General features: G+C 57.7%; 15 protein-coding genes and 1 pseudogene. 9 read left to right on the forward strand and 7 right to left on the reverse strand.

The features are described from left to right. The first annotated feature begins 60 nt into the window (after positions 1-60). The 5 genes from BLV07_RS07405 (at position 61) to BLV07_RS07420 (ending at position 6,036) form a co-directional block, all read left to right on the forward strand. Complete coding sequence (locus tag BLV07_RS07405) at positions 61-942, forward strand: pantoate--beta-alanine ligase (protein WP_091881852.1); 882 nt, start codon at positions 61-63, stop codon at positions 940-942. Between the two features lie 337 nt (positions 943-1,279). Then, positions 1,280-2,521, forward strand: a complete 1,242-nt coding sequence (locus BLV07_RS07410) for a cytochrome P450 (RefSeq protein ID WP_091881855.1) — start codon at positions 1,280-1,282, stop codon at positions 2,519-2,521. A 394-nt stretch (positions 2,522-2,915) separates the two neighbouring features. Next, the gene (locus tag BLV07_RS07415; protein ID WP_244551001.1) at positions 2,916-3,152 is read left to right on the forward strand and encodes a hypothetical protein; all 237 of its coding nucleotides are present in this window, start codon (positions 2,916-2,918) and stop codon (positions 3,150-3,152) included. Positions 3,153-3,649: 497 nt separating this feature from the next. After that, positions 3,650-3,781 carry a hypothetical protein gene (locus BLV07_RS49705; protein ID WP_283806512.1) on the forward strand — a complete coding sequence of 44 codons (132 nt, stop codon included), beginning with the start codon at positions 3,650-3,652 and terminating at the stop codon, positions 3,779-3,781. Beyond that, the gene (locus BLV07_RS07420) at positions 3,778-6,036 is read left to right on the forward strand and encodes a T3SS effector XopP-like protein (protein WP_091881858.1); all 2,259 of its coding nucleotides are present in this window, start codon (positions 3,778-3,780) and stop codon (positions 6,034-6,036) included. The genes BLV07_RS49705 and BLV07_RS07420 overlap by 4 nt, the downstream gene beginning before the upstream one ends. Positions 6,037-6,836: 800 nt before the next feature. On the opposite strand, the pseudogene BLV07_RS48660 reads toward BLV07_RS07420, so the two are convergent. Beyond that, positions 6,837-7,919, reverse strand: a pseudogene (locus BLV07_RS48660) (NEL-type E3 ubiquitin ligase domain-containing protein). A gap of 924 nt (positions 7,920-8,843) precedes the next feature. On the opposite strand from BLV07_RS48660, the gene BLV07_RS48665 reads away from it, so the two are divergent. Together BLV07_RS48665 and BLV07_RS07435 are read left to right on the forward strand one after the other, a co-directional pair. After that, a complete protein-coding gene (locus tag BLV07_RS48665) occupies positions 8,844-9,176 on the forward strand; it encodes a hypothetical protein (RefSeq protein ID WP_244551002.1) in 333 nt (110 codons plus the stop codon). Positions 9,177-10,178: 1,002 nt separating this feature from the next. Next, positions 10,179-11,957 (forward strand): ABC transporter ATP-binding protein, encoded by a 1,779-nt coding sequence (locus BLV07_RS07435; protein ID WP_244551003.1) that lies wholly within the window; start codon positions 10,179-10,181, stop codon positions 11,955-11,957. Between the two features lie 440 nt (positions 11,958-12,397). Here BLV07_RS07435 and BLV07_RS07440 read toward each other — a convergent pair whose 3' ends face one another. Continuing rightward, positions 12,398-13,729, reverse strand: a complete 1,332-nt coding sequence (locus BLV07_RS07440) for an MFS transporter (protein WP_176945387.1) — start codon at positions 13,727-13,729, stop codon at positions 12,398-12,400. A 1,059-nt stretch (positions 13,730-14,788) separates the two neighbouring features. Here BLV07_RS07440 and BLV07_RS07445 point away from each other — a divergent pair. Then, positions 14,789-16,363 (forward strand): tryptophan halogenase family protein, encoded by a 1,575-nt coding sequence (locus tag BLV07_RS07445; RefSeq protein WP_210187791.1) that lies wholly within the window; start codon positions 14,789-14,791, stop codon positions 16,361-16,363. Between the two features lie 483 nt (positions 16,364-16,846). After that, positions 16,847-17,542: a GntR family transcriptional regulator gene (locus tag BLV07_RS07450; protein ID WP_091881861.1), complete on the forward strand. Its 696-nt coding sequence runs from the start codon at positions 16,847-16,849 to the stop codon at positions 17,540-17,542. Here BLV07_RS07450 and BLV07_RS07455 read toward each other — a convergent pair. The 5 genes from BLV07_RS07455 to BLV07_RS07475 form a co-directional block, all read right to left on the reverse strand. Then, positions 17,451-19,148: an ATP-binding cassette domain-containing protein gene (locus tag BLV07_RS07455; RefSeq protein WP_091881864.1), complete on the reverse strand. Its 1,698-nt coding sequence runs from the start codon at positions 19,146-19,148 to the stop codon at positions 17,451-17,453. The genes BLV07_RS07450 and BLV07_RS07455 overlap by 92 nt on opposite strands. Further along, positions 19,135-20,793, reverse strand: coding sequence for an asparagine synthase-related protein (locus BLV07_RS07460; protein ID WP_091881867.1), 1,659 nt, complete (start codon positions 20,791-20,793; stop codon positions 19,135-19,137). Before BLV07_RS07460 ends, BLV07_RS07455 begins: the two co-directional genes overlap by 14 nt. After that, the gene (locus BLV07_RS07465) at positions 20,790-21,347 is read right to left on the reverse strand and encodes a lasso peptide biosynthesis B2 protein (protein WP_143035360.1); all 558 of its coding nucleotides are present in this window, start codon (positions 21,345-21,347) and stop codon (positions 20,790-20,792) included. The genes BLV07_RS07460 and BLV07_RS07465 overlap by 4 nt, the downstream gene beginning before the upstream one ends. Positions 21,348-21,422: 75 nt before the next feature. Next, positions 21,423-21,569 (reverse strand): hypothetical protein, encoded by a 147-nt coding sequence (locus BLV07_RS47390; RefSeq protein ID WP_176945388.1) that lies wholly within the window; start codon positions 21,567-21,569, stop codon positions 21,423-21,425. Between the two features lie 1,186 nt (positions 21,570-22,755). Beyond that, positions 22,756-23,190 (reverse strand): SET domain-containing protein, encoded by a 435-nt coding sequence (locus BLV07_RS07475; protein ID WP_091882146.1) that lies wholly within the window; start codon positions 23,188-23,190, stop codon positions 22,756-22,758. Positions 23,191-24,228 lie beyond the last annotated feature (1,038 nt).

Raw genomic sequence — 24,228 nt, forward strand, 5'->3', positions numbered from 1 at the left:
CTTCTGCGATCCGACCGATCAGAGCACTCTTTTGGCGGTCAAAGAAACTGGAGTAAGAAAATGCATCTGGCGTGTCTTTCTGCAGGCAAAGCGTTCATCCGGGAGGTGGCGAGAACAGGTCAGACTATTGGGACGGTACACACTCTGGGCGCCCTGCATCTTGGGCATGCAGAACTGATCAGAAGAGCAGCAATCGAGAATGACGTCGCGATTGTCACAGTCTATCCGAACAAGACCCAGCTTAGACCAGGTGGGAGCTACGATTTCAATTTGGACGATGATATTGGACTTGCCCTACGTGCGGGAGCAACTGCCGTGATTTCCTCGAACGACACCGAAATGTTCCCGCCCGGCTATCGAACGTTTGTATCGCAAGGCGACTATCATTTGCGTTTAGATGGGCCTGAGGCGTACTTGAAGGAAGCCGTTACCGGGGCAGTCCGCTGGATCTGTTATGCGCGACCAACTCGCAGCTACTTCGGCCTGAAAGATATCGGTCAGGCGATCCTGGTGAAGCGCGCCGTCGCAGACCTCCTTCTCGATTGCGAGATAAGGTTTGTGCCGACCGTGAGATACAAGAACGGAGTGCCCATTTCGTCGCGCTTGAGGCGATTTAGCCGCTCCGAGCTTGATGAGCTGTCGTGTCTCTTCACGGCACTCAACCATTCGAGGAAAGAGATCGCCCACGGCGCGTCGAGCGTCAAGGATCTGGTAGCGTCGGCTACATCTCAAATAGCGTTCCGACAGTTTAAACTCGATTTTGTTCGGATAGTTGGCGCTGATAGCTTCGAAGACCTGGAGCAGGTCAAGCTGCCTTTCATAATTGTTGGAGCGGCAATGGCTCATGGTCTCAGAGTCTTCGATAGTATCTACGTTCCAGATCAGGATACACTCCTGAATGGTCCTCCGGATGTCTGGATCGATCTGCCTGAACAGTCCTAGCCAGACGATTATGCAAAGTCGTGATTTCGACAAAAGTAGCCGCCCCCGGCCGTGCCTGGACGCAGGGGCTATCCTATGACTGTGCATTCGGCTTGACGTTGCTTCCAGCGAACAGCCATCGTCCAACCAGCGGCGATAGCTCGCACCGATCCACTGAGTAGATCGACTTGGAAAGTCAATGCGATCCTTACTGCTCGATGTGGTAGGGGCGGGCTAGCTGGACCTTGAGATAGTCTGTTCGAGCGGCTCGTCGCAGCCAGACGCCACGGGAGCTCGAAACGGTGAATCGCGGCCTTGGATCCGTAAGCTCTCGAGAACAAAGTCTGCGGAGACGATCATGAAAAGGCGATTGGAAGATCATAGAGCGGACGACGGGTGTATTATCCCGCTGAGCAATCTGGATGTAAGCGACGCCAAGCGCTTTCAAGACGACAGCATCTGGGGTTGCTTCGAGCGGTTGCGAAGGGAAGATCCCGTTCATTACTGTCAAGACAGCCCTCATGGTCCATATTGGTCCCTGACGAAATACCGGGATATCGTATCGGTAGATACGAATCACAACGTATTCTCGTCGGAGCAGGGTATCGCGATCGTCGACGTGCCTGACGAGCACTGGACCCCGAGTTTCATCAAGATGGGGCCTCCGAAACACGCCGAGCAGCGCAATACCGTAAGTCCGATCGTTGCACCGGAAAGCCTGACGAAGCTCGAAAGCCTCATCCGCTCTCGGGTTAGGACAATTCTGGACGGCTTGCCGCGCAATGATCCGTTCAATTGGGTGGATATGGTCTCCATCGAGTTGACAACGCAGATGCTCGCCACGCTGTTCGACTTTCCATTCGAGGATCGGCGACTCCTGACCTATTGGTCAGACGTAGCTGTTACAACTCCAAAAGCAGGCCACGCGATCGACAGCTGGGACAAGCGAAGCACAATTTTGTCCGAGTGCCTGGACTATTTCACCCGACTTTGGAACGAGCGCATCAATGCCGAGCCGCGCCTCGACCTGATTTCCTTGATGGCGCACTCGCCCGCCACACGCCATATGAAGCCGAGTGAGTTTCTCGGAAATCTGATTCTGCTGATCGTTGGGGGGAATGACACCACGCGCAACTCGATTACCGGCGGCGTCTTGTTCATGAGTCAGTACCCCTCCGAACTGCGAAAACTAACCGACAATCCCAAGCTGGTCTCGAGCGCCGTGTCCGAGATTATTCGATACCAGACACCGATCGCTCATATGCGCCGCACCGCCGCGACCGATAGCATCGTAGGCGGGAAACAGATCAGGAAGGGCGACAAGGTCGTCATGTGGTACATCTCCGGCAATCGGGACGAAGAGATCTTTGAGAACGCCAACAGTTTCGTCATCGACCGCAAGAATGTGCGGCAGCATCTCTCGTTCGGATTCGGCATCCATCGTTGTCTTGGTCGACATCTTGCGGAGCTGCAGTTGAGAATCCTCTGGGAAGAGATTTTGGATGCGGGACTGAAGGTCAAGGTTGTCGGCGAACCTGAGCGAATTGCGTCCAACTTCGTGCACGGCTATTCCGCTCTCCCCGTGCAGATTGCAGCCTAGGGCCTGATCGCTCCGGTCTGGCAGCCGGCACGCGGTCGGGATGGGCTCGTCCTGAACCATCTTCGCTTCTGCAAGCAGCGAAGATGGTTTGATCGACGCGAAACAATTGCTGAATGTCGGGATCTCGTCATCAACCGGAAGACGTTTGAAGTGCCCCATGAGGAGCGATAGCGTGCGGACCGCTTGCAAGCGCCTGACAGGCCGAAAAGGCAACCGCCACGGTAACTCCGATGCCCCGTCTCCGTGCTGCCTTGGATAGCCGGAGCCGTAGAGGCCGATGAACTTGATATTGAAGAGTGTAGCGGTGGCAGCGATTTTCCTTGGAGAAGCGCTTTCGATATTCGCCGAGTTGATTGCCTCAAGGCAATTCGGGTAGGCCGGCGATGGTCTGGCAATGCTGTTGCCGATGTTTCTCCTGGTATCCTTCGGTGGCATCCTCCTCGTTTGCGGATACGCACTGGGCTACATGCATCTGAAGAATATCTGGATCGTTGTCGCGATATCGGTGGGAGCTATTCTGGTAGTGGAGCCGATTCTGACGCTTCTGCTATTTCGAGACGTGCCGACGGCGGGTTCGCTGATTGGGCTGATGCTCGGTGCGCTTGGTACGCTCGCTGCCATATTTCTATGAGGGTGATCTGACCGGGGCTTGATGGCGCCGGCTCGGCGAGAGTTGTTTGAAAAGGACTTGCGCAACGTCGAGTCTGCTCGAGTCGGACGGGGAAATGTTGTTACGGATCGGCCTTCAGCGTCTCGTCACACTCGGTCTATGGCCGTTGGCTTGGTAAGCTCTTCGCTCGAAGTCGTCTTACCGATAGCGGGACGCGTGCGGCGGCCGTAGGTCTGCCGATCGATGTACGCTGGCCATTTCTGCCTGACCACAATTCGCGGTTCAGGGCGCGAGCGTTCTCCTGGCTGCTTTCCAGCGTTTGGGATGGCTTGGCCCAGTTCGCGTGGACAGAGCCACAGGCATAGGGGCAGGACTCTTCCGGATCGCCTCGCGGCCGTACTGTCGCATCCACAACAGATCTGGACCAGGGCACGTCAGGCCGCGGACACGTCTCAGCTGATTATCCCGCAACTGACGCAGTTATCCCGCATCGCTATCTCAGCAACACAGGAGCTGCGATGGAAGTGGAACCCAAGGCAACATCGGCTTTCTTGTGCATCCGGAAAAACGCTCTTGGTCAGCTACTGGTCAGCCAAGCGGTCTATCCAGACAGGCTGCGCATTCTCGACTTTATCGGAGATAAAATATGACGGGCATTGGCCGAGCTGGCACATCGCAGGTTGGGGCTGCAGGAGCCGACAGTACCGGGCAATTGAGCAGTTCGAGCCTGGAGCCCGGCCCCGCCCCCGGGGAACGCAGTCGATCTTTCGACGCCGTCGTGGAGAGGATGCGCGCCGGGCCTCAGGATAGAACCGCGGCGCTCGCGAACCCGCCACCAACTTCGAATGTGGCGGCGCCGCCAACGCGGAATGAGATCAAGGCGGCAGAGCGAAAAATGGGCAGCCTGCTTGAGGAGCTTAATACTTGTCGTCGCGCGGCCAGGTACTACCGGGACTTGCCCGAGGCGCAAGAGCTGATCGATCAAGTCGTCAAGGCGGGATCAGCAGTTCTGGACTACTACGCGAGCCTGCCCCCAGATTTGGCGCGTCGCATTCTGCCCGATGATCGGGCTCGCCGAGTCCGCGACGACACGCTGGGCGCAGCGGACGAATGTAACGCCGTGGCCACTCGGATTATCTACGACTTGGAGGAGAGCAGGAAGAGAGCGGCAACGGTGCTCGACGGGATGCGCCAATCCAACGCTCCGCCCGAGCAGCTGAGCCGTGCGCTTTCCAGCGTGGCGAAGCGCTATTCGGACTGCATGGAGTGGTGGGGAAAGAAGGCATTGCGATCGGAGCGGATGCAGTCGGTCTGCGCGGCTACAGCCAATCTACCGAGCGCCACGCCCGAGATGCGGAAGGCCGAAGAGGCCGCACTACGACTGCACACCGGCTGGGCACTGTACACGAAGTGCATGTATCTGCAATCGCGGATCGCTCTCGCGCAGCTCTTGATTGAGTCGCAAGCGAGCACGTTCGAACCAGCCGTCAGCGACGCCCTCATGGGTGAGAACGGGCGGGTGCGTCTGCTGGGGACCTTCATCGAGGATGTTTTTCCGGCATTCCTATCGGCTAGGGCCGCTGTTCTAGACAACGAAGGACGGCCACTCGACGCGGAGCACCGCGCCGTTCTGGAAGGAGTTATGGAACGGCTTTCGGAATTCGCGTCAGGGGTGAGCTCCATGGTTGCCACGCTGAGGGAGGTCGGAACGGGAGCTGACCTTCCGTTGCAGTTGCTGGACGAGAGCGTGGAAGGTGCGTGGCTTACGGCGAACGAAGTCATGCGGCTGCTGGCAGTGCAGCCAAAGACGCCAGCCACGATTGAACCGCCGGCTTGGGCTGCGCTGCCGGAAAATACCGCCGTCGTGGGCGAAGTCAGTCGAGCGCGCAGAAAGGGCAAAGGAAGGCGCGCAGCGGCCGCAGGCGAGGGGAGTTCGACGGCCCGCCCGCCCGACCCGCAACTCGCCAGGCCCGATGCCGCCACGGCCCCGACAGGCAAGGTTATCGTGCTCTCGGATCTCGGTACCAAGAAACTCGCGACCGCGGAGGAGGCACGCGCGAGCGCGTCAACCTCTGCCACCGAGCAACTCCAGATGTGGCAGGCTCCGCCCTCCAGGAAAGCACTGGCGGGATTACTCGAGCGACTGGACGAGCTGCTGCAGTTCGATCTGCCGGCTCAGCAAAGCGCCGTCTCGCAAGCGCGCCAGATGAAGCCCGAGGACGCCGAACACGTCTTGGATCGCGTCATTGAACGCTTGCAGACGCAGGCCTCCGAGATTGAGGCCTGTGTAGCCGCGCTGGAGGAGCCTCGCCGACGTGGCCTGCTCACGGCTGCGCAAGTGCCCGAAGTGCACGAAAAAATAGTCCGGCTCAAGGCGATGTGGTCCGAGGTGCAGGGACAGGCAAACTCATTGAACGCGCGAAAGGCAGCAATCACGAGCGATTGCATGAAGACCTATGCGTTTCCATCGCAAAAGTACCTTGAACAGTTGCGGGCGGCGGGGGAACTGGCCTCAGTGGATCCACCGCGCGCCTTGAAGGGAGAGCCAGGGACGCTGTTCGAGATCAAGCTGCAGCCCAAGGCGCTGCGCAGTGGTGCAACGCCAAGGCCGATGTGGGTGCACATCCATACCAAGCGGCCGGTACATGCCTGGCAATTGGCAACGCTGGGCGATCGCGAATTCGCCGCTTGCCACGTGAAGTCCGACGAACAGCGCGGCTACAATCAGCACTGGCAGAGCGCTCGAGCCGCCGAGGGGCACGAGAACGTCGTGATCCACCGCGGCAAGCTCACCCCTGGGTTCTGTAGGTCCTTGTTGAGCACCGCCGCTGACGGCCATCCGTGGCACCCCCTTCCCGATCCGGAGCACGTGTCGGCGCAGATGGCTCGACTGGGGATCTCGTGAGCTGGTTGTCTTGCGGCAGTGTGCCGTTTGGTGGCAGCTTTCATGCCTCCGGATCGGCTCGGCGGATTGCCTGAGCAGCACCGAGCCCCATCGGGCTCCATCTCGCAAAAGGATGGAGCCTGGGGAAGAGAACACGCGCCACGGGATGCTTGTCAGCCGGCGATCCGGACAATTGTCGATCGCCGGACAAGCAAGCTGCCATTACGAGGCGTGGCGAAGATCGGCGCTCGGGCGAGAAGCTAGGCCACCCAGTGTGGCAGGCGGAGAAACATGTGCCTGATGCTGGCGGCGATGCGCTCCGATGTAACAGTGCTTTCGCCTGTCTGCCCGCCGCGAACTGGCGCGCAAACCCTCGGCGGAGCTTGAACGGCCTGCGGATGGTCCGGATGCACGGGAGCTGAGTATCCCGGGCCGCTTTGACGAATCGAATCGGGCGGTGCACAACAACGCTGCCTGTTTGCTACTCTTGCATAAGGCTACGACGGCCCCAGCATCCCGCCTCCATGACCCCCGGAGGATGCTGGGGCTTGTCGTTCTTCGTTGAGCGCCTCAAGCCGAGTGACGTCGGAGCTGCTTCTCTTCAAATGACAACGGCGCCGAGCGCCGCCGAGAAAATTCCGTACATGGGCCTATGGTCAGTCATGTCCCTGCTTTTTTCAGTCGCCATTACGACCGACCAACGGAGCCATCGCGGGAAGAGTAGGCGATGCCTCCGCAGCCCGATCAGCTTGGCGGGCGCTGTCTATTGAGTCATGGCGCGAGCTCACGACAGCAATCCATATCATGGGTCTGAGCGATCTTTACAGCTCGATGCCGTGCGCCCCAAGCACCCGGTGCATTACCTCGCTTTTGATCTCCCGGGCGATCTCGTTGACGATTTGAGGTCCGAGCGTCCGCTCGGCATCGGCATCGCCCGTTAGGCCCGCTTCGGCGAGCTCTTGGTTCAGCCGAGTTTGAAACTCGTCGCCCATTGCATCGACGAGACGCTCCTCCATTGCTGCATGCTCTGCGGGGGCAATGCGCCTCAGCACCGTTTCCCAAGGTTGCCAACGCGTTGCTAGATAGTCCGCAAAGCCTGTACCTTCCTGCTCCCGCACCGTTGCGATCGCCCTCGCAACCTCGTCGCCGGTGACGTGAGAGACAGTCAAAAAGCGCATGTCGGGGGCGACGTGTCGCAGCTCCAGTGGGTCGCGTAACTGGGTCTGGTAGTCGAGATAGACCACGATCTCGTCGACCGGTACGGAGAGACGAAGGGCATCGACCGTCTGGCGTGCTATTCCGTCGAGCGCCAAACGGAATATGACGCGTCCGTGCTGGAGCAACTCGGCGAGCCGATCGTCGTAGAGGCCGTCCTCGATGTCAGCGTTCAGGCGTGCGGTCTGTATCCCCGTTCCATGTCAAAGTGATACCATCCTCACAGCTTGCGCACGCATGGAAGCCAGCTGGAAAAACAGCTCGCGCAGCCAAGGCCTCGCCGCGGCCTGCCGCAGATCCTCGACCACGGCCTGCCGGAACTCGTCATTGCGGTAGTTCACCGTGCCGGCAAGCCGGTTGAGCAAACGAGCGTAGTCCTGCACACCAGGCTCGTTGGCGAAGCGTTGCCATGTTGCCTCCGCGGCTGGGTCCTGCTCTGCGACAACTTCGTGCAGTGGCCGGGGCCTAGGTTCCATGGGCTCTTCGCTCAACGCGAAAAGGATTTGCGGGCCGGCATAGTCCTCGGCAATCCTCGCTGTCACTAAATTAGTCTGCACCCGTTCTTGCAGCGGATTGTCCGTCAAATCGACGGCCGCGTTGCTGCCCAGCTGCAGCAGGCTCTCCGGTACGTCCGTCAGCCGATTGTTGCTGACATCAAGTGCTTCGAGGTCAGCCGGGAGTTCGGGCATCCGGACCAGTCGATTGTCGCTGGCCGATAGCAATTCGATCCCGGACGGGAGTGGCTCAGGCAGTTCGGTCAGCTGATTGTGCTCGACATCCGGGCTTTGGATACTGGCTGGAAGATCGGGTAGGCTGGTCAGCTGGTTGCTTGGGGCGGCGAGATCCCGAAGCGTTGCCGAAAATGGCGGGCAGACTGGCCAGTTGGTTGCCACCGACGTCCAGGTTCTGGGGCCCGGCTGGAAGGTCAGGCAAGCTGGTCAGCTGGTTGCTTGCAGCGTCGAGCTCCTCAAGCGTTGCTGGAAGGCCGGCAGACTGGTCAGTGAGTTGTCGCCGATGATCAGGGACCGGAGCCTGGATGGCAGGTCTGCGGGCAGGCTGGTCAGTCGATTTCGAGCTGCGTTGAGTACCCGGAGCCGGGCAGGAAAGTCGGGCAAGCTTGTCAACTGATTGTCCCGCACGCCAAAGGCCTGAAGCTCGGGCGGGAGTGCGGCGGGCAATGCGCTCAGGGACAGGGAGGACAGATCCAGCGCGTCGTTACCATTCTCCAGCCAAGCTCTCGTTTGATTGACGGCGGTTTGGCGCCAGGAATGCAGTCCCGCTCGACTGCCAGCATCCCGCCGCGATCGGGCCCGTCGAAGCCTTGCCGTGTGGCCTGCAGCGCAGCCGAATAAAAGAATGGGTACGCGATCTTCGCAGTCGTCTTATCGGTCATGAACAATCGCGCGTCCAAATGTGACGCAGGTGCCTTCGGGCAGCACATGTTCGGTCTCCAACGATGCGACCGACTGTGTCCTGGCCGGGACGATGCAAGTCAGGCTCAACAACACGCTGTGCTCGGGGTGCTCCGAGAAATGCATCGACCACTTCGAGGCCCGTCGAGAGCTCGACCATAACGGCCTTTGCAGGTTCCGAGCGGCTTAAGATAAAGCCTTATGGTGATGTCCGAACTTATCCATTCCGTAGATAGACCCAATCAAGAAAATCAATTTTACCACTTGCAGCTTCGTCATATAGACGTCGAGGACGGCTGGGGCCAACCTAGGGAAGCGATTTCTCGAATGAAAAAATTCGTGTTTGTGACTGCGAGCGCCCTCGCGCTTGCAACGGCGGCGGTGCCGACTTTTGTTGCAAAGGTTGCCGCGCAACCGGTCACCGCCAAGGTGCAGGTAGCGGATACGTCATATCCCCAGTGCGCGGATGACCCGTTGGATGGTATCTGCGACCTGTTTTTTTGTTTGACTGATCCGTCGTGCGTACACCACTGAAAGCGGAAAACAATCAAGCAGAGAATGAGGATAGAGCCTCGTGCGGCCGCTTGACTCCGACAGCGGCCGCATCCTCTTCTCGTACGGGTACGCTGCCAGATGGAGCAATCCGCGCCATCGCCTTCTGAAGATGATCTGAGCGATTGCTTACTCACATCTAGTCGGGTGACGATCGCCAATCGCGCAAATGCTCAATCGGCGTAGGTTGAGTGAACGGAAAAGTTGTTTTTGAGCGCGACTGCCCCGCCGGGCGACCTCGATCAGCACAAAATCGAGCGGCCAGTGCAGCATCCTTGATAGTGCTGACCGAACTCATCTGTAGGTACATTAATTGTGGCGACCGAAGGGGCACCGCACTCATCTGCAACTCGTTGACGCTCGCGTACGACGAAGAATCATTGCTCAGAGTTCTTCACCAACGAGCTCTCGAGGCTTTTATGATGAAATGGGCAGATGTAGCTTTCACCAATTGCTATTGAGTGATCTTGGACAACAGGATCGAACTTTTTCCAGATCATCTATTCTCAAAAGTCGCCTTAAGCATAGCTATTGAATTCAAGCTGCACCGCCACCGCGCGAGCGGCGGTAACCGAGAGAAGAATGGTAAAATAGAGGAAGCCAAACGTAGCGCTGTCGTTAGGGAACGGCCCTTTTGGCGCATCAATGGGGGGGCGGCAGCACCGGTAGAGGAAGGTCAGTTGTATCGGACCGGGGCGACCGTTTACACGAGTCTGCAGTTGCGCTCTTCATGTCGTGTTCCTAGCGACAGGGTGATAGGCTTCTCGTTCTGTCGACATCCTAGGCTCCAGAAAATGACGGACAGGGTGGCGCGGCAGCGGTGTCGAAGCCAAAAAATATGATCTCTCATGTGAGAAGGCGCACGACAACCTACTAGGGTTGGTGAGGTGATGACGGTGCTGGACCGATTGATTTGAAGCCAAGCAATGGTACACAAAAGTAAATTCCGGTGAGCTTGCATGGAGCGTCTTTATGTGAGCTCGCATGGAATTGAAATCGTGCGAACAAGGCTATGTCGGCTCGTTCAGCCTAAGCAAAGCCCATTTACTCGATCCGCCGCAGGTCATGTCGAACGACAGCACGTTGTCACCGATTTCCGAAATTTGGCATGCGTACTGGCGGTCTGATCGATGGTTGCTTCTCGTCGTTGTCGCAGTGGCGCTGATCTCCAGCGCGAGCAGCGTCGCAGCGCCGTATGTATTTTCGTGTCTCATCGACCGTCTGCCGCGCGAGGGAGACATGTCGGTGCTTGTGTGGGGGTTCGCTGGCTATGCGGTCCTGCTCGGCGTGGCCTCCGCATTGCAGCGCATGCTCCAGTATCTCTCCTTTATGACAGCCGAGAACCTGGGCTTCATCGCTGCAACAGGCTTCTTCGATCGCATCCTGAGGAAAACCGCGGCTTTTTTTCTTGAGCACAATCCCGTGGAGATACAGAGTGCGGCCGCGCGCGGGCGTAGCGCGCTGACGGCGTTGCTCCAGCTTGGGACCATCGTCTTCATCCCTGCTGCAACACAACTTCTACTTACGCTCGCTACTCTCGGTGCGCGCCTCAATATCCAGATCGCTGCAATCGTTGTCGTCTATGGGGCAGTCGCGATTACATTGACGTGGAGTTCCACGCGTCGGGCGTCCGTGTTCCTGAATCGGGCCAGCGAGGCCCGACAGGAGAATGAGCGTTTCGTTGGCAACGTCATGAACGCCATGGACACTTTGCGCTATTTCGGCAGTCATACATGGATGAGCCAGCGCTTTACGATGAAGGCGCGGGAGGTGCGTGACAACTGGCGAGCCTATGTGTTGCAACGCCTTGCCTACATCGCCGTGCTCGGCCCAGCCGTCGCGCTACAATTTGCGGTCACGCTTTTCCTTCTTATACCTGAATACCAGGTTGGCGCGGTCACCATCGGGGATATGGTGCTATTCAACACGCTTTTACTCCAGCTCAATATGCCATTCGAGATGGTTGCGCGAGCGATCTCTGACGTGGCGCGGTCGCGAGCCGACCTCATCCCTCTAACTAGGCTGTGGGCCGCACCAGAAGAGCGGCGAGCATTTCACGCTCAAGATTTTACCCCCTCCGCTGGCCAGCTATCTTTCGAGGGCATTGGTTATGCCTACGACAACGGTCGTGGCGTCACGAACGTCTCGTTTATGGCTGGGCGCGGCGGGATCACCTTCCTTGTCGGTGAATCCGGATCGGGAAAGTCGACAATTTTTAAGCTCGTCTTAAAATCGATCGAACCAGACTGCGGTCGTATTCTGCTAGATGGAACCGATATAGCGGGCATCGATCGCGCGGATTGGTATGCCACAGTTGCTGTCGTGCCGCAGGACGTGATGTTGCTCAATGAGTCGCTAGCCGACAACATCCTACTAGGACGGCCCCGCAACGAGGTGCGCCTTCGCGCTGCCTCGGAAAAAGCCGCTATTCTCCCCTTTATCGAGGCTTTGCCGGCAGGATTTGACACAGCCGTTGGAGAACGCGGTTTGAAAATTTCCGGCGGGGAGCGCCAGCGTATTGCTATTGCCCGCGCGCTTTATGGCGAGCCGGCGATCCTTCTTCTCGACGAGGCCAGCTCCGCGCTCGACGAACAAACCGAGCGGGACATTATGGACCATATCCGCACTCTAGCCAAAGATGTGACGGTGTTGGCGATCACTCATCGCAGAGGCGTCGTTTCTACAACCGACGTCGTGGTCGACCTGACCGACTGCGGCTTGTCAGTGACATCGGCGAAGGAAGTGATCAGCCCGGCGCGTTAACTGTCTGCACTGGAGGTTGCATTGCTGGACGAGATGCCTTGGCCGGCTCAAGGAGCTACCCACGTCGTAGAGACGATCCTCGGCATCTATGACGGAGTTGGCGACCCCTGCTCCGGTGGACGCGAAATGTTCTAGGGCGCCGATTGCCAATATTCGCCCCGACCCCGGGGCTTGGCATTTCGGACAAGCGGCCATCCGCGCCTCGTGGGCGGCAGGCGCTTCGTCGATCGGGTCGTGTTAAGCGCCGCGAGCGCCCGACAGTCTGATGGCGCTGGCAACAGTCGACAAGACTCCTGAGTGCTGTCGGAGCCGTCCGTGCTGTCGGTGCTCTCGATGGCCGCGACCGACCGCATCAAAGGCGGCGACGTACATTCTTGTTGGCCAGCGCGAGGCAGCGCGCGATATCATCCGGAAGTGACCCGTGATCACATTGTCCGGCGCTATGACGGGCTTTTACTTGTGCGCAGAGCTCTAAATTTAAGTGGTGCCGTCTCCGGCATCATGAGCATGGCAAAGAGTCCGGCCGCGCTAGCGACAAGCATGTACCAGGCGGGCGCGAGCGCGCTCCCGGTAAGGTGGATCAGCCAGGCGACGACTGGTTGAGCTGTGCCTCCGAAAATCGCTATCGCAAAAGCGTAGATCGTCGCGAAGGCGCCACCACGAATGTTCTTGGGCAAACCTTCGGCCATGCTCACATAGAAGGCGCTATACGGAATCGTTCCGATCAGGGTGAGCGCGCCGAGACCTCCGAGAAGTGCGAGGGCACTGCGGCTCTCTGCAATCCACAAGAATACCGGATAGGTCATCAGCAATGCAGTGACCTGCGGCCATATCATGATGTGCCGACGGCCTGCGCGGTCTGCGAGCCAGCCGCCCAGCAGTGCGGCAGCAATTCCTACCGTATTGCTAATGAGCGTGGTACCAAAGGCGAGAGGCGCGGAAACGTGCAGGGTGTTCAGTGCATAGGTGGTCATATATCCTGTGACATAAGTAATGATGGTGCAGCTGGCCAAGATGACAAATCCCAAGCTCATGATGCGGCGAGCGGCAGGCGATCTCCCTACAGGCTGGATGACCAGGGCCGGCGCCTCGGGGCGGTGCAACGTTTCGGGCAGGCCGCTCCGGAACCAAAGTCCGAAGGGTAACGTAGCGGCGCCGAGCAACAGCGCGATCCGCCACCCGTACGCATTGAGTGCCTCGCTCGTCATGGTGAGGGAGAGTATTTCTCCAACGAGCGCTCCGGCCGTCGCAGCGATCTGTTGGCTGGCGGGTTGAAACGAGACAGCAAGACCGCGCCTTTCGGTCGGGGCCGCTTCCATCAAATACGCGGTCGTCGGGCCAACCTCACCGCCCAGCGCGAAGCCCTGCACTAAACGTGCGAAAATGACCAGCAGCGGAGCGGCAATTCCTATTGTCTCGTACGAGGGCGTAATAGCCAACAACAGGATCGCGGCGCTCATCATGGCAAAGCTGGCGGTCATCGCGGGCCGGCGGCCGGCCCGATCCGAATACGAGCCGAGCACGATGGCCCCGATCGGTCTGGTCACAAAACCCGCGCCGAAGGTTGCGAGCGACAGCATGAGGCTGGCGAACGGGTCGCTTGCCGGGAAGAACGCTTGGCCGATCTGGATTGCGAAAAAGCCATAGGTCCCGAAGTCGTAGAATTCGAGAATATTGCCGATCGTTGCACCCAAAACCGCGCGGCGGGTCAAGCGTTGGTCTGCGGCATCGAGGACCGAGTCCGGCTTCTCCTGAGTAAATTGCTTGGCCATCCTCGATCCTTGTGAAGCGCGATCGCTGGCCTGAGCATTTCGACCAGTCATGGCGCGCACGTTGCACTCCACTTGCCGCACACGTCTCTACCTTGATGATCTGGCACGGCCAGTGCGCCAGTCCACATGTAGACTGAAGCGTGTCAGGACGAAGCTCATGATAACGTGTGCAATAAAGATGCCTGCCTCTTGCGGCCCCATTCAACCCTTGAACTGATCGCGGCACTTGCCAGCAAAGACAAATAAGAGAACCCGCTCAGTTGTCGCGCGGCCGCAGACATTGCGCTGCTGTGCAGTGGCGAGGTCGCAACAAAATTGGCGGGCGCCGAACAGGTGGCGCCTGCTCTGGTCTAGCGATCGCCGCCGTGAGGAAGCAATCGGCGACGACTCGAGCCAGGACATCGTGCGCTCGTCGGCTGGGGTCATGGATCAATCAGGTTGAGCGCCGCTGCAGTGCGGCTGCGAGCCGAACGCCGCCCACATTCGGAAGATCGTGGCGTGGGAAAAAGCTAGTTTCTAGCCAAAAATGTCCAGTTTGCCGGCCTCAGATCACTTGAATCGCACGCAGCGTCAAGTTGTATCTGAGATAGGTGGGGACGGTCCCCGATCACGCGAAGGCTCTCCAACGACCGACAAGGATTGCGAATGTCTCAACTCTTAGGCTCACGCCGCAGGAATCCCGTCATCAGCGAAAAGCGGGGCGGTTTGGACGGTCTCAACGCTCTTCATTAGCAATGGTGGCGGTGTTGTTCACCCGATGCAAGCCCCTTCCGCCTTCGAATGCACCTGGGAGCACCCACACGACGCCATTACGCAAGTGGGGGCTTGCGAATTGCCGATGCTGATCTCTCGTGACGAACGCGGCTGCGCCTTCAAACGCGGTTATGAGCCATCGCCTTTAAGGCGGGGTAGCTTCAATCTCACAAGCGGTGAAATCCCTCCCCTGACCTCGACGCCAGCCTGCCAAGCGATGCTCTTGTCGATCGAGCGGAGCTGGAGCTCTGCACCGATTGGACAACGCCAACAAACGACTAACATTTGATGAGCGAAATGGGAGCCATGATGATCGGCGAATCTATCGTGATTGTGGGCGGCGGGTCGGCAGGATGGATGACTGCCGCCTATCTCAAAAAGGCGTTGAGGGGTGTCGATATCGCGCTTATCGAGTCTGCTAACGTTGGCACCATTGGGGTTGGTGAAGCCAGCTTCAGCACAATGAAATTATTTTTTGATTATCTTGGCCTTGATGAATCGGAATGGATGCCACCGTGTAATGCTACCTATAAGCTCGCGATCAAATTCACCAATTGGAGCGCTGGGGGCGGTCATTTCTATCATCCGTTTCAACGCTATGAGATCATAGGCGGAAACAATCTTGGCGAATGGTGGTTACACCTAAAGCCTAATGAGACACCATTCGATTCCGCCTGCTTTAGCACCCCCTCTCTATGCGAGAACAACAGATCTCCAAGATACTTAAACGGTGAAGTCTTCGATCACAAGGTCAAAACCACCTTCAATTTTGCTAGCGAGGCGCCGCCAAATACATTCCTGTCTGATCACCGGTCGCAGTACCCTTATGGGTATCATTTTGAAGCCAGTCTGCTCGCGAGCTTTCTTAAGGATTATGCGACGGCGCTTGGCGTTCGGTGCATCAAAGACGATGTCGAAGACGTGCTTCTCTCGAGTGATGGTTCGATCGATTGTCTCAGGACGCGCAGAAATGGGGCAGTGAAAGGATCGCTTTATGTAGATTGTACCGGTTTTCGCGGTCTCCTCATCAACCAGGCGCTCAAGGAACCGTTCGTTTCGTTCCAAGACGTCTTGCTGAACGACCGCGCGATAGCGCTGCAGGTCCCCTACCAAGCCGACACATCAAATATCCAGCCCTTTACCTCAGCCACTGCTTTACCGTCCGGCTGGGTGTGGAATATTCCTCTGTATAATCGCGTGGGGACCGGCTACGTCTATTGCAGTCAGTTCATCTCTTCCGAGCAAGCTGAATCAGACCTTCGCGCACATTTAGGTCCGCGCGCCAAAGATTGCATCGCAAATCACATCAAGATGCGAATCGGCCGTTGCCGCAATTCTTGGGTCAAAAACTGCTTCGCAATCGGTTTGTCCTCCGGTTTCGTAGAGCCACTAGAGTCGACCGGGATTTTCTTTATTCAGTTCGGCATTGAGGAGCTCCTACGTCATTATTCAGGTTCCACGACGGACCCGGAGGTAGTGGCCGACTACAATAGGATCATTGCCGATCGCATCGATGGGGTGCGCGACTTTCTTGTCCTTCATTATCGCGCTTCTGATAGGGCTGACACGCCGTTTTGGAAGGCGACAAAGGAGATCTCTGTACCTTCCTCGGTGGATCAACGTCTTGCCCTTTGGAAAAAGCGGCTTCCGAACGAAAGGAGCATCAACTCGTGTTATCACGGCTTCGAATTCTACTCGTATTCTGTGATGCTGCTCGGGTTGCGTTATCGGCCCGTCAATAGCTTGCCTACTCTGCGGCACTCTAACGTAAGCGCTGCCGTCGCGGCATTCCAAGCAGTGCGGGATCGGACAGCCGAGTTAGTCCGCACATTGCCGAGCCATTTGGAATATCTTCAGCATCTTCGGCGAGCGAGGAACTGAACTGGGCTCCTGATTTTCGACCAGCGGATTAGGTGGTGCGGATGCCGTTCCATTTTGATAACGAGCGGACCTCGAGGCGGAACGGCGGAACTCAATCTCTCCATGGCGCCCGGTTCGTTGGTCATGATCAAAGAGGACCGCGAGTGCCGACGCAACATCGTGAACAGCGAAACCAACATGTTGGCGCCGACATCGGCAATCGTGGCAGCGACGCTGCTTCTTGGGCGAGTTGCACAATAGAAGAAATGCCGCTCGATCATCGCCTCTACCTGTTCCGACCGCCGAGTCCGCTTTGGACATACCCACGTCGTACTCTGCGGCAGAGCTTCGTGGCCCTGGCGGAAGCCCTGCCATGGCGGCCTACCCCAGCAGCCATTTCGCCACGGACCGGACCGCTCATGGCTTCCGGGGCGGCCTAAGCTATGCCAAGAGGTGAGGCCCCCTTGGCCGCCTCAGTCAGGACGGTTGAACGGGCGAGTAATCATGGCTTTTGAGACACAGCATCCAGTATTCGAGGCCTTGCGCGAGCGTCTATTACTGGGCCATTGGCTACCCGGCACAGCCTTGAAGCCTGCCGACATTGCCGATGAGCTTCGCGTCGGCATTTCGCCCGTACGAGAGGCTTTGATACGGCTGACTGAGCGCGATGTGGTGCAAAATGTCGACCACAAGGGGTTCAACGCCAGGCCGATCGACTCACACCAAGCCATCCTGTTCTGCAATATGCTGTCGCAAATGTATGTCGATAGCATCAGCGATTTCACCAAGGCGAAGCTGATCGACGAAGTGGCGGCAAGTTTCTGCGGTGAAATTAATCCCATTTACGCAAGCAATGCGGATCCCGCCAAGCTCTTCTTGAAAGCAGGCGAGTGCTATCGGCGCGCGTTGCTGGTCAAACAGCATCGCCACATTGCGGATCACGTCGCGGACGTCGTCTATGTCTACCTTTCACGCGCAATGGGAACGCGTACGTACTACAGCGATTTGCTTGTCGAAAGCCAAAGTATTAGTGCGTTGATGGTCGAAGGGCAGCACAAGGCCGCAGCCCGTGCTATCCAGGGCTTTTTCAGACGCCGGGTCACGGAGGTTATGCGAGCACAGGCGAGGCTCTCGCGGATGCCGACCACGACAAATCTAGCACGGAGTCATGTGAATTTATCACGCCCCGGCGGTGCGTAATTGCTATGATCGTCGTGTCCGACGCGAGTTGCCGAAGTTCGTCGAAGATTCCGCGCTCAGTCTGCTCGTCCAGACCGGAGCTGGCCTCGTCGAGGAGCAACAGCCGGGGCCTTGCGATGAGTGCACGGGCGATCGCAAGGCGCTGCCTCTCGCCGCCGCTTAGCAATTGGCCCCGTTCGCCGACGCGGTAGTCCAAGCCCTCCCGCAAGGAAGTCACCTTATCAGCCAGATGGACACATTCTAGCGCGTGGAGCACGTCCGCATCGGAAAACGGGCGGCCCAGCAGAACGTTTTCGCGGATACTCAGATTCATCATCATGGGCTCTTGGGGCACGTAACCTACGTACGCCAAGTAATCTTCCGAATCGATCGTGGCCAGGTCCAGGGAGCCAACGCGTACCAGGCCGCTGTAGCCTTGATGCATCTTTAGCAGGAGTTGCATAAGCGTCGATTTGCCAGCGCCCGACCGTCCGATGATGAAGTTGATGACGCCGGGCTTGAACTCGCCCGTTATCCCAGAGAGAAGCGGCGAGGCGGCTCGCTCATAACCAAACGAAAGCGCGCTGATGGAAATGGTGAGTGAGCCCGATATCGGCATAGTACGCTTGAGCATAGCGGGTCGTGCCGCTGGGGCATGTGCATCAAGCAGCGCCTGCAGCGGCCCGGCCATGCCACGCGCAACGATGATGTCCCGAATTGACATGCCGATAAGCTCGAACGGCCGGTTCAGTTGAACCAGGATCATGCTCACCATGACGAGCCCACCTATCTCGCCCGACCGCTCATAGAGCCACAGCGAAAGCCCCAAGATCGAGGCATACTGAACGAACAAGAGGGCGGCTTGCAAAGCGCCATAGCGCAATCGGACACCATAGAACCTGAGCCAGGCTCGGCGCGTGGCGGTGGTCTGGCGATCATACAACTCAGCTATCCACGGTTGAGCGCGAAACACCCTGATCGAAACGATGTTTTCGATTGCATTTCCTAAAACGTTCGAACCCTCGTTACTTGAGGCCTGCGCCTGAGCCTGATACACCTTTGTAACGCTATTGCTCTTCCACGTTATCAGTACGAGGACGGCGCCGTAGGCTACGACGAACAGCGCCACAAACCAATTGGCGGCTCCACCGACGGCAAGGAACGAGAACGCAACATCGGCGACCCCGCCCATCAGCACCATCAAATAGAGCTGGATGTAGATCTTATTGGACTGGTGCCAACTCTCTACCATTGCCGAAATCTTGCTCGGATTGTTTTGAGCAAACAGCGATCCCTTGGCGCTCACCAGAGCGGCCATGATCTTCTTGCTGGAGAGATTACGAACGTCCTGTTCAAGCCTGTTCGACAGAACCGCCTTGACCTCCTGCAAGCACCGAGCAAGCGCGGCCGTAACGGCAAACAGCAACAACAAACTGAGCGTATAAAGCGGCGGCGCGCTCGTCAGCCGGGCGACGGCCCGTGAGAACAAGAGCGGCCCAGCGACCGTGCAGGCGGACGCTGCAATGGTCGTGAGCAGGAAGCCCACGACAAGAAGGCGAGAAGATTGCAAGCTCGTCTTGATGATGTCCCATTGGAGCGGGGGTAAGAGCGGCTTACCCGAGTTCATGAAGGTCCATCCAATCGGCAACAGCGCAGACACGAACGAGTGCAAACGCTGAGTCGTAAGATAAATTGTCGATAGCAGAACGGAGGAGATCGCGGGAGATCAAGCCGTGCCGATACAATGCACTACGCTCGATACGTGACGCCAAGGCACCATATTCGTACCGCATTAGCATGTCGCGCCCGGCACCTTTGCCAACACGATAATAGATCACGTCGGGCAAGTCTTCCCGGAAGGCCTCGCGCTCAAGTGCACGATCAATTCCATTTGAGTGGTGATGTCGGCGAGCCGCGAGGAGACCCGCCTTGATGAGCGGCCAGAACACAAAGGCCTTTCGCTCTTCTACCGCAATGTCTCGCAGTGCGATGCGATTGAGCTCCGCATTGCGCATGCCGAAGAACTGAAACAGTCGCGTCGTCGGCAAGTGGCGTAGGGACCGGGCGCCAGGTACGAGCTCTGCACGGATATCCGGCCGCACTGATGCGACAGGCGACTGCGGAAATCGAAGATCACCGAACATATGCCGGCGTAAGTCCCGGCTGCTCTGACCGGTGATCACGTCGCGAAGAACACGCCAGACAGACGCTCGAGCCTGAATCGCAAGGCCGGCGAGCTCGCGCAATGCCTCTCGTGGCGATCGGGATTCGGCAAGCAGCTCTCTGGCCATCGTCAAGCGGCGCATTCTGAGAAATAGTTGGTCGCCTCCATCTCCTGTGAGTACCAAGCGCGATCCTGCAGCCTGCGCAGCCTCGTGAAGTTGAGCTGTTGTGGCGATCGTGGCGGCTAGCTTACAAGGTCGCGGCGTTGGAGCCAGCAATTCTGACGATAGGTGGGTCATCGACGAGCGAGCATTCGCTTCGACATAGGTTGGCGCGCCGCCCACCTGCTCGGCTAGTGCGGCAAAAAAGAAGCGTTCGTCACCATTGACGTCAGTCTCTGAGTAGCTGTTCAGGAGGGAGAGGGACCTATCTCGATGGAGGTCGGCCGCAGCCAACGCCACTACCGACGAATCAAGGCCCCCGGAACATTCAATGCTGAAAGCACCGCCGTAGCGGCGCGTTTTGTGAGCGATGCTCGCCGAGATCAATTGGCGAAAGCTGGCCACGTCATCCTCGAAAGAGACCGCTGACGCGTTGAGCCTGGCCACGGCGCCCGCCAGAAAATCGACTTGCCGAAAGGTGCCACTTGAGACGATGAGCGCCGCGCCACTCAGTAGCTCGAAAATCCCACACAACCCTGTTTCCGGGGTCAACCAGGACGCGTTGCATATCACGCCCGTCAAATAGCCAAAGTTGAAGGCGCGGCGTTGCGCCAAGGCGGCATCTGGCAGCTTCAGTCCCGCCCAGCACTCAATCACATCATTTCTGACCTGGTAGAAGATGGATATTTCCGAGAAAGGGGGGCGTACGATTGCGATGCCACTTGGCGCGCGAACAATGAAAGCCGCATCGCCAGCGTACCGCTCCTGCAGCAGAGCCACAATCTCCGGCAGAGACGTGCCTTTGAAGTGTGTTGGTTCCAATTGAGTCGGCATGCCGGTCTCTGCGTCAACAATATCGTTGAGCACCGTGATTTCCACGCGGCCGTTTACAACGATGGTGGCAAGCTCCTTGGCTGAATCCAAGAGCCCATCTGCATTGAGTCTCATTTGTCGAATCTCAAGATGACGCTGTAGTCCTCCACAGCACGCTTCGCGTCGTTCAAAATGAGGTCGCCAGATTGCAGCCAGGCGTGGGCTCTGAAAGGTGGCTGCTTCACACCCACGAGGAGCTCGAGCGATGCGATGTAGGGATAGAAAAAGAGATACCCACCCACGGAATCCTCAAGACAGCGCGGGCGGCGGAACCGAAGATTGCGCAGATGTTGGAATACGCTGGCGTAGTAATGGATTGTTTCGACTCCCACGGACACCGGTGCCGTACCGCGACGCGAGGCACGTAAAAAGTCGAGTTGACGAACGATGGTCTGGCTGCGAACGAAGCGAGCAGCATGAGCCGCACGCGCATAGTGCCACACCAGATGGAGGGGTGGGAAAAAGGCTGGCGGTGAACTCAGGCAATCGCGCAACTTTGCCGTCGTCTCGGTTAGCCGTTCACGCTCCTCCGGACAAGCTACAGATGTGGTAGCCATGCTGTAACGATTGGATTGCAGGTCGAGGCTGATCCAACGCCCGTTAGACCACGCATGAAATATGTCGCTCACAGCAGCGATCCCTTGCCCACCGCGCCCTCAAACTGATGGGATGGGCCGAAGCCCATCCCATCAAGACGATCCGCGTCAATCGGAATCATCCATGTAATAATAATCGCCGGTCGTGTGTTCTGCGCGCCACGAGCCCCCAAAGCCTTTTGTGAGCTCGGTGGCGTCCCCGAGCTCCTGCACCGTGTCATTGATAGCGGTGTCATTGATAGCGGTTGTATTCATCCACTTTCTCCAGAGTGACCGGCATATCGCCAGCGCGCGGAAGCTAGCATCGTGATATAAAATAGGGCTTTTATTTTTTGAGTATGATGTCGATCGATTCGAAAAAATAGTTTGACGTTGCGGAGGATGCGGGATTGGGCGACGAGGCAATTAGGTTGGCGCGTTTGCGGCCAGCGTCAGAAAAACGATGAGTCAATCGCCTATCATCATGCGTACCCTGAGCCTTCCAGGGTTAGTTCGAGAGGAAGGTTTCGTCGCCAGTTTTCATCAACAGTCGCGTCTTACAAATTCCAACAGGCGTTAACCACAGGTCTCCCCACCCTCAGGCTCAATCCAGGTTGAAGTTCGCTCGGGCCCCACAACAACGATCAGAACATGAAGCGTAGCAACTGTTTGCAAGAGATGGGGTATTCGGTCCCGATCGCCTGGCCTATTTGCCGAGTAGCCCCTTTTGCCTGGCGATCATGAACCCGTTCCATCCGAGGGGGACAGCCATGATCTACGTCGGCCTGGATGTTTCCCTAAACTCCTTGCGATATGCGAGGTCGACCGGACCGGAAAGGTTGTTCTGCGCCATCGATTGTGGGGTACCTTGAGCCTTGGATCAGTCAAGTTGAGCGGGTGGGCCTTGAGGCAGGACCGACTTCAGAGTGGCTGACGCGAATGGTACGACGGCCGACCGGTGGCCGCCGGCTTCGCAACTTCAAAGCCCATCTCAGCCAAACCGAGCGCATCGACAAATGCGTCGATCACGCGAACCGGGTTGCTCTCGTCAATCAAGTCACCGAGGCGTTCGGGCAGCAGTGTCCGCTGCCCACGATCTGCCTCTTCATGAAGCGCCTCATCAATTCCCCTAAAATCACAGGGAACTCGTAACAGCAGCCCAGTGTTTTCACTGCCAGGAGCCGTTGCGGCATTTGCCGGTAAAGCGAGTCAGTAACGAAGCCTCAGGTTGGCACAACAGATGTAGCGAACTCCACGTAAACGTCATCAACGGCGCGTTCGCGAGCGTGCGCCACCGCACCGCGCGCGCCAAGGAATGTCTATCGAACAAAGGGGATCTCTATCGAGCAAGACTGCGCTCACTATGATCTTCAACTCGCGTCGTCTCGATGGCCACAATCAGTTGCCGAAACTCTCCCGGGTGTAAATTCGTCAACGGAATCAAAGTCGTCAGACCGCAAACTCAATCCGCCGCCGCCTGGCGCCTTCCGGCACCAAGATTCGGTGCTGGCTCTTTAACCCACGATAAGTCGCACCTTGGATCGAAAGACAAGTAATCGCAAGTCAGTTCTTCACCCGGTTGTACGTCACGGGCTGTGAAAATTCGGCAATGATCGTCTTGATATGTGTTTGGCTGACTGCTGTGATTCATGAAACGGGCGTTGTCAGCATTGTACTCTAGAACACCATCATCAACGTCGAGGTCTCTTGGATAGGCATGCTTGTCAAGTAAAGCTTGAAATGTTGGAGGTAAAGCGTCGTACTGTTCAGGTGTCACGGCAATGTCAACGATCGGATTATGAATCCAAATTAATGTACCTTTAGGTAGAAGAGTAGCCGAGAAAAGTCCGATACCGCCAAACTGGTCTGGCTTCAAAATGGTTTCAACAATTAACACGGAGATATCTCCAAAACGACTAACACCCAGCAAGCTAACTGACCTGAGTCCTGCAAATCTCCTGCAAGAATTGGTAGGGGTCGTTTAATCGCGCCTCCGCCACATTTCGATTTTTCTTCGATCTCTGCATTCATTTCGGCGCTGCTGCTGTCGGATCAGGATCTCAGCGAACTGGATCGGCTTTGCGGCTATGTCATAGAATCCGGGCAGCCGGATATCGGGCGGGAATAGGAAGGAGTCCAATGGCCCCCGCCGCATACAGCCCCGCAGTGGCCGTGCCACTTCCGCCAAAAGAGCCCGGTGCGATGAAGGTTGCGCTTGATGGGACTAAGATTGTCGACTCAGCGCAGTCGGCCTGAGAGATGCGCCTCCTCAAGAGGCTGCAAGCGAACACGCCGAGACAAGTCATAAACCAAGGCTCGCCCGGCACGAACCGAAGGGCATTGCTGGCCGGCTTTCCGCGGAGGCGCTGGATGCAGATGTATCAAGAGCTATAACCAGGACACGGGCGTTGGCGGCAACGTCGGCGCAGCACTGGCTGAGCTGCGGAAGTCGTCGGTCGGCGCTAAAGATCGCGCACGGTATCCCGACCACTGCTGATCTCGAAGACACGGCACTGATAGACTGAGGCGGATCGACGACACCGCTGCAGCCCGGCGTTGGCCAGAGGAGCTTTCTGCGGAAGGCGACGACCAGGATGTGCATCTGGGGCTGATGGACGACTAGACCGTCGTCATCGGCCTTGCAGCCAGCTCAGTCGACGGGGACTTCAATGGGGTGCGGGAAGCAGCCTCTTTACTCCGAGGATGCTTCCCTGATTTCGGGGCTTGAGGAGGCCCTCATCGGGCAATGCCGCCAAACATACCGTCAAGAACACCGTAGGTTTTCTTCGCAGCTTTGGCCGCTGGCTCTTTGCAAATGACAAACGGGCCATGGCTGTTCGGCTCAACGAGCGAGTCGCTGAGCGATGCTGCGCGCTAGTTCATCGGGACGGGTAGCGCTCATTTGCACCGCCCCCATTGCCAAGGTCGCAAGAGT

It is taken from the genome of Bradyrhizobium sp. Rc2d (assembly GCF_900099855.1).
GTDB lineage: Bacteria > Pseudomonadota > Alphaproteobacteria > Rhizobiales > Xanthobacteraceae > Bradyrhizobium.